Here is a 10,520-nt window from a genome sequence, read left to right on the forward strand (position 1 = left end):
CCTCGCTGGAAATGCGAGGTAATCTTAGTCCGTCTGCACTTTCACGAAACTACCAACACGATATGCGGACACCTCCTATTTTTAAGCTGCTTGCGGCTGATCGCCTGGTCGGCGGCGCTGACTGCGGTGCCGGCGTGATAGGCGCGCAGGATCCGCTGCTTGGTGGCTTCGTTCACGCTGGTCAGCGTCACATAAGGCGCCGAGCCATCGCGCGGCACTGTCACCAGGTCGCGCACGCCCTCGGGGGTTGTCATGCCGCCCATGACCTTGGCGAACACGCCGCGGCGGGCTCGATCGAGGCCGAGGATCCCGCCGCCGCGCTTGCCGGTTGCCGTGTCGACCTTGCCGACGATCGCGCGGGCGGTGTCGCGGGGATGCTCGCCGACCTCGGCGGCCTCCCTAATGACGATGCGGGCCTGTTCCTTCTGGTCCTCGATCACTTCGGTGATCAGGCGCGAGCTTTGTTCCCGGATCCACTGTTCGGCCCGGTCGTGGCGGCCGTTGAAGCTGAACACGAACTTGCTGCCATCGTAGGGGTCGCGGATGCGCAGCCCTGACACGGTCAGCGGCCCGCCGGTCATGAAGGTGTCGCGCTGCGCCTCGTAGAGCGGGCCGAAGAACCCTTGCTCAAGCCGCAGGGCCTCGACCGCGCCCTCAATGTCGCCCGCCCGGATCAGAACCTCGAGCTGCTGCAGCCGGACGGCGTTGGTGATCTGGTCGATGGCCTGCAGAAAGGCATCGCGCAGGGCCGGTTCCAGCCGGTCTAGCGCGTCCTGCGCGTCTACGGGCAAGCGTGCCATGTCAGGCCCTCATAAAGAAAAACCCCGCCGAAGCGGGGCCTTGTTCAGATTTAATTGGCAGGATCAGAGCGGCTTGTAAGGCTTTGCTAAGACCACAGCTGTCGCGATCGACCGTGCATCAGTATGGTTGTGAAATACCATCAGTTCGCAAAGCATCCCGTCCTTGGCAGCCGCCTCGATCGCCGTATTCAGCTTAAACACAGCAGTCTGGATTGCGCTTACATGGTCTTCGTCTGTCATTGTCACGCCCTCAAGATGAGGTCGAAGTATAGGACAACCCCGCTTGGCGCGTAAGGCTCGGCCCGGACGATTGCGTACTCGGTGCCGTCAATTCGCAGCCTGTCGGCTGGCGTGGGGGTGGTGCCCTCGGCCGCCATCATCTCGCGCCGGTCGCCTGCTAGGATCGTGCTGCCGTTGATCAGGCCGAGGACCATTGTGTCGCCCAAAAGCTTCACCGAGATTTCCTGATCAGGCAGGAACATTGGGTCATATTCCGGGCTGTCCGGATCACGCCCGCCGGGCCGCAGAAGCGCAGCGGTGTGGCCCACGTCACCCAAGGCACCCGCGACCTCAGCCGCGATGGCGTTCCAGTCCTCTGCCATGAATCCCCCCCCCGAAATGTGAGAAAAGCCGGGTTAGCCGATGGCCCGCAGAAACAGGCTCGTGACTTCTGGCCGGGTCAGCAAGGCCAGCAGCCCCTCAACAGCAGCGATGCGCGGCACATAGGCGTCAGGCGCGCTCGCGTCGCCAATGCGCTCCCAGGTAAGGCCCTTGGCCCCGGTCAGCACCTTGTCGGTGGCCGGCGTGGACTTTGGGGACAGAATGCCCGGCGTCCTGGCTTCCACGATCGCCGCCTCGATGATGGCCAGCTTGACCTCCTCGGGCACGGCGTCGGCCGCGAAGGGATCGCGCCACCGGCTGTTGAACCGGGCCGCAAGATACCGCTGGCCGCGCATCAGGTCGGTTTCCTGCAGCGCAACCGCGACCCCGGCCGCGCCGGTATAGGCTGCGGCCTCGGCCTGGGTGACGGCCAGGGCGGTGTAACTAAGCATGGTCGCCTCCGCTGAACTTGGGATGAGGGCCGCCGGGGCAGCCCTGCACCGAAGGTCAGTTCTTCGAGGCGTCGGAGGGTTTCTGGCCGGTGACCGGCTCCTTGCCCTTCGTGTCCTCGACTAGAACCTCGTAGCGCCCGGCCCAGGCCTTCGGCTCTTCCTTGACGGTCAACTCGGTGCCGACAGGGATTTCCCCGTCAGCACCATAGATGCCGCCCGCGGTAATGCGGATTTTCACAGCGGATCCTCCTTAGACGTTGGTGCTGTAGAACACGCCAGAGCGGCCGTTGATGTCCGCACGGATTTCGATGCCAAGCGCGCCCATGACCAGGAACTGATAGTTGTCGGTCGGGTTCTGGCGGGCCATCGCAGTCGTATTGACGGCCATACCAACCAGCGGGCGGATGAACTCGCTCGACGGCACGAAGCCGAAGAACTCGTTCCCGCTCAGTTCGAACGAAACCTCGATCTTGTTGATGCGGCGGTTCGCCAGCAGAGCATCCCGCAACGATCCGGTCTTGAACCCGGTCGAGCCCGAATAGGGCTTGTCCAAGTTGCGGGCGATCTCTGGCGAGACATACAGGTTCACGCCGCCGACGATCAGGTTGGCATCCAGCATGGCCCCGAAAGCGCCATTGATGAATGCTTCAACCTGGTCGGAGGTCGCCGTGGTCAGGTTGATGTTGGCCCCGGCGGCGCCGATGTTGATCGTCTTCGACAGCGGCGAGGTCTTGATCCCGTAGGCCTGATAGCCCTGGAACTGGATGTTCGCGTCGCCATTCAGGACATAGAGTGCCTGGTCGCGCCCCAGCTTGCGCGTGATGGCTTCCTGGTCGTCCGACAGCGCGTCGAAGTTTTCCGACTGCAGCGTGTTCCACTCGCGCCACTCGCGGCCATAGCCCGAGGAGAAGATGGGCACGATGGTCCCTCGGTAATCGTAGCCGACCTTGTCGATCGGCACCGGCACTTGGCCCGACATGCTGCGGACAACCACACCGGCATCACCGACGACGCGGGTCATGTGGACCAGCTTCCCGATGTTCACCGGCTTGGCCAGCGGCATCAGGTCGTTCATCCAGGCCGAACCCTCATCAGCGCGCATGATGCCTCGCGTGATGGTGTCCAGTTCCAGCCACGCATCGCGAGGCAGGACCGCAGCCGCGTTCCGCACTTCGGCAAGCGTGTCCTCGGTGCGGTGGAACCATTCGCGGCTGTTGCAGACCTCGGACCACCAAGCGCCGTGCTGGCGCGGATGTTCGGTCACGAGCTGATTGTCAAAGTAACGCACCTTGCGCTCCCTTAAGCAGCGGCCAGATGACCCTTGGCCGCGCGGACGCGAACAAGCTGATCACTGCCAGTGGTGTTGTTGAAGGTTTCCTCGGCCGTCGCGACGATGCGGTTGCCGGTGGCAGCTAGGACAAATCGGCCGGTCGCGTTGATGGTCAACGCAGCGCCCTTGGTGATGTTCTGACCGGTCGGAACGCGGACGTTGAAGAACTGCTCGTCCAGCATCTCCATGCCGATCATGGTGTCACCAGCATCCCAAGCGACGTCCACGCCCTTCAGCGCGAGGTAGTTGTCTTGGGCGACGAACAACTTGGCGTTCGAGGATGCGCCAGCGATGGCGAACTGGCCCGAGCCGTTCAGGGTCACGGCCAAGCCAGGCAGCGTAGCGGCTGCGGCCTTGGCTTCCTGCACCTGAGGAGTCGGCTGGGTCGCCGGACCCGCGTAGATCTTGTTGAAGCGAGGCATCTTATTTGCCCTCCGGAAGCTTGAAGGTGGGCTTGTCGCCGTTGCCGCCACCGGTCGCGCCGTTCAGCGCAGCGGCCTTGCCCGGCTCGCCCTTCGGCGCCAGCTCGCGCAGCGCGTCCAGGGTCAGGCTGTTGGCCACCGCCTCGGTCAGCAGGTTCGCGGTCACCACCTTGTTGACCAGAACCGCCTTCTCGGCCTCGTCCTTGGCCTTCTGGTTGGCGATCTGCGCCGCGTGCGCCTCGGTCACGGGCTTGAGGGCCTCGGCCACCGCGTTGGCGATGGTCGTGGGGATGGCCTTCACAGTTTCCTCAAGGCCGTTCACCTTGGCGGAAAGCTCGGCCAGCGTCTTGTCGTCTGCCACAGCAGGCTCCTTTTCGATTTGAGGCTTCCGCAGGCCGGAAAACGCCTCGACAATGAGAGACTTGAAGGCGTCCACCAGCCCGGCACGCTCGCGCCGTTCCAGTGCGCCCAGGGCGCTCTCTGCTGCCCATGTCAGATCACGGTCGGCCCATTCGACGGCCGAGTTGATTACTTCCACCTGCTGGCCATTCACCAGCATGCCGACGCCCTGATCGGGCGTGGCCGCGCCGTCCTCATTCAAGAGGATGGCGTCGTGGTCGAAGACGATGCCGCGGGCGATGCGCTCGTAGCCCTCGCCCTTGGTGTTCTCGATGTTGGCCAGAAGGCCGGTCGAGGTGTGGATCGGGCCGCCAGCCTCGATCGCCGACAGCACCGCCTTGCCGCCCTCCGACCGGTTCGCGACTTCAACGTCGATCACCTTGTCGAGCAGAACGCGGCCGCCCTCGCGGCGCACGTTCTCGTTCCAAGCCCCGATATAGCCGATGTTGATGCCTTCGGGATCGGTGGCCGAGACGAACTTGCCATTGACGGTTGGATGACCAAGAGGTGCAGGGGTGCGCTCCAGGCTGGCGAACGACGCTTCGATCTCAGTCGCCGGATAGAGTATCCCGTTCATCACCACGTCATCAGGCAGGGTCGCGCTCGGGACGATCTTCAGGGTGCGCCCGTTACGCACGACTTCCTTGACCGCAGCCGCGTTGGCGATGCTGCGGACGTTCACGCGCACTTGCGCCATGGCTATTCGTCCTTCTTGTCGGGATCGACAGACGGGTCTTGGAAGTCCGTCTCGTCGTAGTAGGGCGCAGGCGCCTTTCCGTCGAAACCAGCCTGCTCGCGGATTTCGGTAGCGGTGAAGGCTGGTTCGTCCCGCTGCGTCTGGTTGATGTTGGCCATCTTGACGGCCCGGTCGATCTTCTCGCCAGGGCTGGCTTCGGTCAGGTCAGACCAGCCGACAAACCAGTCACGCTCAGGCAGCACCCGGAAGCGCACCAGGCGATCAGCCAAGGCCTTGATGCGGGGCTTGGCAATGCTCTCGCGCCGCGCATTGCAGGTCCTGTCCCATTCGTCCGAGTCCTCGGTCGAGGCGCGCTCGCCAGTCTGCGACCCGATCAGGATCTTCGCCGGGATACCGAGAGAGGCGGCGAAGGACAGCAACGGGATGCCGTGAAAGTGCTCGGGGCTCGGCAGGTTGACGCTCAGCGTCTTGGCCTGCATCCCCTGCAACATCAGCAGCTTGTCAAAGCCCTTCTGCCATTCCTCGACCTGGTCGTTCATCGCGTCGGCGACTTCGTCCTCAGGCACCCCCATGGCCCGCGCCATCTCCGCGATCTTGGCCTCCTTGTCGACCTCAAGAACCGGTGACGACTTGGCGTTCTTCCAGAAGCCCTCACCGCCGGCGCCCTTCACCTTCTCCATGTCCAGGAGGTCGTTATAGCCAGGCTCAAGGTCAGACCGGGCCGCCACGGTGCCGTCAGCTGACCAGATCAACACCCGGTCGGCATGCACCTGGAACGACCGGCCTGCGGTGCCGCCAATCGCCGCCTCGTTGAAGGTGAAGGTCTTGGGTTGGCCGTAAAGCTCGCTGGCTGCGTCAGTGATCCATTCGCTCACTTCGAGCTGGTTGCGCCAAACCAGCACAGCCTCGGCGAAGCCGGAAAGACCGCCTGGCACGGTTCCGACCGGCTGGTCAAAGCCCTTGCTGTCCGCAAGCCGTAGGATGACCGCAGCATAGCCGCCGACAATGGCGCGGCGGTCTGCCTCGGCCAACGCGCGCCAAAGCCCGATCTTTCGGAAGTGCTGCAGGATCTCTTGCTCGGCCTTGGTGTTGCCGGCCTTCTCGGTTTCCCACAGTGCGGGGAAATCCTGCCAAGTCTTCAGGATGGTCTTGTTGACCCCGGCCCGAGCGATGCTGTGGCGGTGATACATCCGCAGCGCATCCTCGGACCGCACATCATCTGGCCAGCCAAAGTCCTTGGCGTGCTGATGCTTCGTCTCCGGGAAGTAGCCGGGGAACAGCGTCTCAAGGCGGCGCGCCGCGTTCATGATCATGGCGAGGGGAGTCATCTGCGGTGCTTTCTCAGGATCATGGCGACCTGCGGCGCGGTTTCCCGCGGCGCATTCGCCATCACGAAGGCGTCGGCCAGGTTCGGCGACGCGATGTCGCGCTTGCTCAGGTCTTTCTTGCTCTCGACCTTCACCCGGCCCGCGTTGTCGAAGTCGCGGCGGGGTGTGGCCAGCTCGTCAATCAGCCGGTCGAGGTGGTCGCAGTTTGGGCTGATCGAAATCAGGTCGTGCGGCTCGTAGTGCATCTTCCGCTCGACCGCGTTGAAGGTGTTGCGGAAGCGGCGGGCTACATCCCACCAGGTCTGTGCCTTCAGGTTGGCGTAGTAGTCGCCGTTGGTCGGCGACTTCGGATCCTGCGCATCGACCTTCTCGTCGGGATTGACGATGCCATCACTCGCATTGAAGCGATGATAGGCGATGCTGACCCCGAACTCGGCATTGAGGTCCTGAAAATGCGCCCCGGCGAAGGCTCCCACACCGATGCTGTCATAGTCGATCTCGGCGCCCGTCTCGCGCGCCTTCTTGTGGACACGACCCGCCGACTTCAGCAGCTCGTCTTCCTTGCCTTTCCATTCCTCGACAAAGGCCGCCTCGATGCCTTCCATCAGCACCTGGGCGTTCTTGTCGTTGCCGCTGTCGGCCACGTCGAAGCCGATGCGGCGGCCCGGACCCTTGGCGATGCTGAGGCGCTTGCAGGAGTCCAGCGCGGCCATGATCCACGACCGCTTGATGACGACGGCATCGTCATCCTCGCGCGGCTGGCCCAGGTAGATGTGGCCGAACTCCTCGGCGTCCTCGTCCTGTTTCGCCACGATGATCCGCAGCATGGTCGCGGAGAGGAACGGGTTTTCGTTGTAGTTGATGTGCCGCTTGATCGTGTCGGGCGGCGTGTTGACCACGAACCGGCGCCAGACAAAGTCCGTCACCAGGCGAGGGTTGAACAAAATCCAGACCTGCGAGCCTTCCTTCCGGATCGTGGGCTCCAGGATCTCCCACTGCTCGGTCGTGAGGTTATGGGCCTCCTCCAGCCAGAGGATGTCGATACCCTCCAGCGACTTGATTTCGTCAATGTGCCGCCATAGTCCGTAGAACAGGAACTCACTGCCCGTCAGGTTGTGCTTGATCGAGTTGTCGGTGATCGTGAACTGCGCCTGCAGCCCGAACCGCTCGATCTGGATCTTCAGCAGCGTATAGACCGACTCCGCGATCTTGTTCTGGAACTGCCGGGCGCACAGCACGCGGATCCGGCACTGGCCGGCGAGGAACACGGCCCACCCGGCCGCATCCCATGATTTCGAGGATGCCCGGCCCCCATACAGCACCCGGTTGCGCGCCGGGGTCATCCAGAAAGACCGCAGGGATGGATTAAGCGTCGGGCCTTGGAAGGTCTGCATAGAAGTCGGCAAGGGTCTTCACCTCCAAAGCCCCGCCTTCCTTCCCTGTCACCTCGCGCCGGTTGGTGAACGCGCCGCCCATTTCCTTTGCGGCCTGCTCCAGCAGGGACGATGCCAGGACCATGTTGCCTTGCGTCTCGGCCTTCTCGGCCATGCGCTGCAGGGCCCGCAGGCGCACAGCGCGGTGGCTGATCCCGATCTTGCTGGTGTCCTCCAGGAAGGCGGTACGGGTTTCCTCGAAGATCGTGCGCCACTTCGTAGCCAAGTCGCGGCCGGCGCGTTTGGTGGGGTCGTAGGCCTCGACGGATTGCCGGGCGATTGTGATCCTGAACTCGTCTTCGACAGCCTTCACCACGGCGGACGGACCGTCGAAGCAGGCGAGGGCCTGCACGATGAAGGTTCTCACCTCGTTGTTGAGCTTGGCGCCTGCCATTTTCGAGGCCTCGTGAATTTCGGAGGGGGCCACGCACGGGAGGAAGCCGGCGCCGCGCCCACCCCGCCAGCAGTTCGTGGTGCAGGCGGATTGGAATTCCAGTGATTGATATGCACTTCTCAGGCATAGTCTCAGTCGGGTTCAGCAGTGAAAGGAAGCGCTGTGACCAAATATCATTATCGCGCTGTGCGCGGATCGGATGGGCAGGAAATCTACAACGGGATGATTGATGATTACCTGGAAAAGGGATTAGGCGCGATGGCAGCAATTGTGCGATCCACATTGATCGCGTCGCATCCGCGCGCGAAGGGCTTGGCGCATGACGACGTCCACGTAGAGATGCGCAAAGCCGATCCGCCAAGCTTCTAACTCACGCCCAGCAGAAGCAGAACGGGCCGAAGTGCCACCAGCGGTATTCGCCATGGGCGTCGCGGGTCATGGTGGCGCCGATTATCCAGCCGCTGGGATGGGCACCGAAAGCGATGTGCGGGAGCATGTTGGGGATCCGGGAATGGTTGGTGCAGGCCTTCCACCTGCTCGGCTGCCGGGGCCTGCATTGGGCAGGCCTGTGCGCGGTCGGGGCGCAGCAGCTTCCCCCTGGTATTCATGGGCCGCCCGAGGCGCGGCCTTTACTCGGCGCTGTCTTAGTCGCTCAGCGGCTTAGGCGGGTCACTTTGGCGGTCCCTCTGCCATTCATTCGGCTCGGTCGCTACATGGCTGCCTCCCAGACATGCAAAAAGCGCCTCGGATTTCTCCGGGCGCTATTCCTCTTCCTGCAACTTAGCAAGTTTTGGAGGTGCACGTCAACACCCGTTCATCTGGCGCCCATGTCCGCAGTTCTGCGGCGTGCTGCGGCGCACAGATGCAGGCCGGCGCCGCTCTAGGTCGGGGACGATAACTTGTGCTATTGGTTGCAGAAGGCCAAGCAGGGAATGCACAACCGATAGGAGAATTATGGTCCGCAATCTTAGTCAGCAGCAGCGTAAAATCCTGGCTATTTTGCCGGCTCTCGAAGACAAAATAGGCTGCAAAGACGTTATGACATCGCGGGATGTCATTGCCGCTCTGAGCTTGGAATACACGCCATCGGCTCGCGCTTCCGTCAGTCGCTCATTAACGGGTTTAAAAGAGAAGGGCCTTATTCGGCATGTTTACGGGACTCGCGGGGGCCGGCAAAAAAAAGGCTACGCCCGTGCAGCGCCCGTGAGAATCACAGTCGTTAACAAACGGACATTTCTTCTCATGATACAAAACTGTAACCTTTCGCGCCTTGATTGAATCCCGGGTGCCCCTGCTCTCGCGCCAACGTAAGTGGTCTTGCCCCCATTTCACCGGACACTCAGGCTGTTGCGGTTTGAGCTGCAATGAACTCGCGGGCCGAGCGCATCTTCAGCCCTGAGTGCGGGTGGTTGGTGTTGTAATCCCGCCAACGATACAACAGGTTTGGCGCTACGCCATTGCGCCGCGCCACGACCGAGATATTGGCCTGCCCATCCAGTGTCTCCTCGACGATCCGCAGCTTCTCGGCGGCAGTCCAGCGGCGCCGACGGCCCCCATCGGTGATGACTTCAATCTCTGACATAAGCACGTGCTTAGGCATATGCCTAAGCCTCCATGGGTATGCCAAAGTGTCCGGTTGAAATGGGGGCCAGTTCAGAAAGTGCCAAGAACGCTGCCCAAGAGGATTTCAATCGGCATATTTGTGCAGCCATCTGCAGACTGAACTTCGGATAGGCCTTTCGGCCGCTCTTGGCGCGGTCAGCCATATTGTCCTCGTGAGTGAATTTCAGAGGGGGCCACGCGCGGGAGGAAGCCGCGGGCCACGCCCTCCACCGCCCGCGAGCGAAGCAACGCAGCTCGGGCGGATGGGAGTAGGGTTGCGCAGCGGCGCGCCACGACTTCGCAGGAGTGACGACTGTGCGCCGGGCCTGCGCGCCCTGCCGCATTTCAGCGGCGACTTGAATTGTCATGCCCAGCAGAACGCCAACAGGCCGAAGTGCCACCAGCGATATTCGCCATGGGCGTCGCCTGTGATCGTGGTGCCAATCATCCAGCCACTGGGATGGGCACCGAAAGCGATGAGGGGCATGTCGGAGATCCAGGAAGGTTGGTGCGGGCTTCCCACCCGCTCGGCTGCCGGTCCGCAGCGCCCTCAGGCCTGCGGCATTGCGTGGTCGAGGCGCGGCAGCTTCCCCTTGGTATGCCGGTTCGCGGCCACAGCCAGAATGAACTATCGGTCAAGTTGTTGGTTTCATGACGCCCATTGGCGCCAAAGCTAGAACCATTAATCTCACTAGGTGATTTCTTGTACCGGCCAGAAGCTAAGAACGATCTTTGTCTGTTTGTCTCATCCGAGGACTGGGAGCTGATGATGTCAGCTCTTGGCGCCTACTCTCACAATCTTAAATACCGTGATTTTCTGGCACGACTGAAACACCAGGCACAGATCAACGAAAGCCCGAGCTTGGTCCGGAACGCGTCCTGACCATCCGAAATGCGAAGCGCCCGGATGGCGTGAGGACCATCCGGGCGCAATTCGTCTGCTGGCAACTTAGCAAGTATTTTGTGGGGGCGTCAACGTCCATTCATCTAGTGTTCACCGCCTAACAGAAGATTCCTTCCTGTGGTCGAATGTGACATGTTCGGCGGATGAGACGAGACGACA

At 62.4% G+C, this 10,520-nt stretch carries 14 protein-coding genes and 1 pseudogene; 1 reads left to right on the top strand and 14 read right to left on the bottom strand.

Features of this window, described 5'->3' with window-relative positions; all coding sequences use genetic code 11:
* Window positions 1–41: 41 nt before the first annotated feature.
* The 11 genes from OU682_RS22305 to OU682_RS22355 form a co-directional block, all read right to left on the bottom strand.
* Window positions 42–800, bottom strand: a complete 759-nt coding sequence (locus tag OU682_RS22305) for a hypothetical protein (RefSeq protein WP_268944398.1) — start codon at window positions 798–800, stop codon at window positions 42–44.
* A 63-nt stretch (window positions 801–863) separates the two neighbouring features.
* On the bottom strand, window positions 864–1,040 hold the full coding sequence (locus OU682_RS22310) for a hypothetical protein (protein ID WP_268944399.1): 177 nt from the start codon (window positions 1,038–1,040) through the stop codon (window positions 864–866).
* Between the two features lie 2 nt (window positions 1,041–1,042).
* The gene (locus OU682_RS22315; protein WP_268944400.1) at window positions 1,043–1,402 is read right to left on the bottom strand and encodes a hypothetical protein; all 360 of its coding nucleotides are present in this window, start codon (window positions 1,400–1,402) and stop codon (window positions 1,043–1,045) included.
* 33 nt (window positions 1,403–1,435) lie between these two features.
* Window positions 1,436–1,852, bottom strand: a complete 417-nt coding sequence (locus tag OU682_RS22320; RefSeq protein WP_268944401.1) for a hypothetical protein — start codon at window positions 1,850–1,852, stop codon at window positions 1,436–1,438.
* A gap of 55 nt (window positions 1,853–1,907) precedes the next feature.
* Window positions 1,908–2,090: a hypothetical protein gene (locus OU682_RS22325; RefSeq protein ID WP_268944402.1), complete on the bottom strand. Its 183-nt coding sequence runs from the start codon at window positions 2,088–2,090 to the stop codon at window positions 1,908–1,910.
* 12 nt (window positions 2,091–2,102) lie between these two features.
* On the bottom strand, window positions 2,103–3,140 hold the full coding sequence (locus OU682_RS22330; RefSeq protein WP_268944403.1) for a major capsid protein: 1,038 nt from the start codon (window positions 3,138–3,140) through the stop codon (window positions 2,103–2,105).
* 11 nt (window positions 3,141–3,151) lie between these two features.
* Entirely contained in the window at window positions 3,152–3,604 is a 453-nt protein-coding gene (locus OU682_RS22335) for a hypothetical protein (protein WP_268944404.1), read from the bottom strand.
* 1 nt (window position 3,605) lies between these two features.
* Window positions 3,606–4,700, bottom strand: coding sequence for a hypothetical protein (locus OU682_RS22340; RefSeq protein WP_268944405.1), 1,095 nt, complete (start codon window positions 4,698–4,700; stop codon window positions 3,606–3,608).
* Window positions 4,701–4,702: 2 nt separating this feature from the next.
* The gene (locus tag OU682_RS22345) at window positions 4,703–6,028 is read right to left on the bottom strand and encodes an anti-CBASS protein Acb1 family protein (RefSeq protein ID WP_268944406.1); all 1,326 of its coding nucleotides are present in this window, start codon (window positions 6,026–6,028) and stop codon (window positions 4,703–4,705) included.
* On the bottom strand, window positions 6,025–7,371 hold the full coding sequence (locus OU682_RS22350) for a PBSX family phage terminase large subunit (RefSeq protein WP_268944407.1): 1,347 nt from the start codon (window positions 7,369–7,371) through the stop codon (window positions 6,025–6,027). Before OU682_RS22350 ends, OU682_RS22345 begins: the two co-directional genes overlap by 4 nt.
* Window positions 7,372–7,393: 22 nt before the next feature.
* Window positions 7,394–7,855 carry a DUF2280 domain-containing protein gene (locus OU682_RS22355; RefSeq protein WP_268944408.1) on the bottom strand — a complete coding sequence of 154 codons (462 nt, stop codon included), beginning with the start codon at window positions 7,853–7,855 and terminating at the stop codon, window positions 7,394–7,396.
* Window positions 7,856–8,017: 162 nt separating this feature from the next.
* Between OU682_RS22355 and OU682_RS22360 the strand changes: the two genes are divergently transcribed.
* Window positions 8,018–8,224 carry an MBL fold metallo-hydrolase gene (locus tag OU682_RS22360; protein WP_268944409.1) on the top strand — a complete coding sequence of 69 codons (207 nt, stop codon included), beginning with the start codon at window positions 8,018–8,020 and terminating at the stop codon, window positions 8,222–8,224.
* Window position 8,225: 1 nt separating this feature from the next.
* Here the strand turns inward: OU682_RS22360 and OU682_RS22365 are convergent, their stop codons facing one another.
* The 3 genes and pseudogenes from OU682_RS22365 to OU682_RS22375 form a co-directional block, all read right to left on the bottom strand.
* A complete protein-coding gene (locus OU682_RS22365) occupies window positions 8,226–8,351 on the bottom strand; it encodes a hypothetical protein (RefSeq protein WP_268944410.1) in 126 nt (41 codons plus the stop codon).
* Window positions 8,352–9,278: 927 nt separating this feature from the next.
* Window positions 9,279–9,455, bottom strand: a pseudogene (locus tag OU682_RS22370) (transposase); the annotation flags it as partial.
* Window positions 9,456–9,821: 366 nt separating this feature from the next.
* The gene (locus tag OU682_RS22375; protein WP_268944411.1) at window positions 9,822–9,944 is read right to left on the bottom strand and encodes a hypothetical protein; all 123 of its coding nucleotides are present in this window, start codon (window positions 9,942–9,944) and stop codon (window positions 9,822–9,824) included.
* Window positions 9,945–10,520 lie beyond the last annotated feature (576 nt).

Origin of the sequence: Paracoccus benzoatiresistens (assembly GCF_026913015.1) — a bacterium.
GTDB classification, from domain to species: domain Bacteria; phylum Pseudomonadota; class Alphaproteobacteria; order Rhodobacterales; family Rhodobacteraceae; genus Paracoccus; species Paracoccus benzoatiresistens.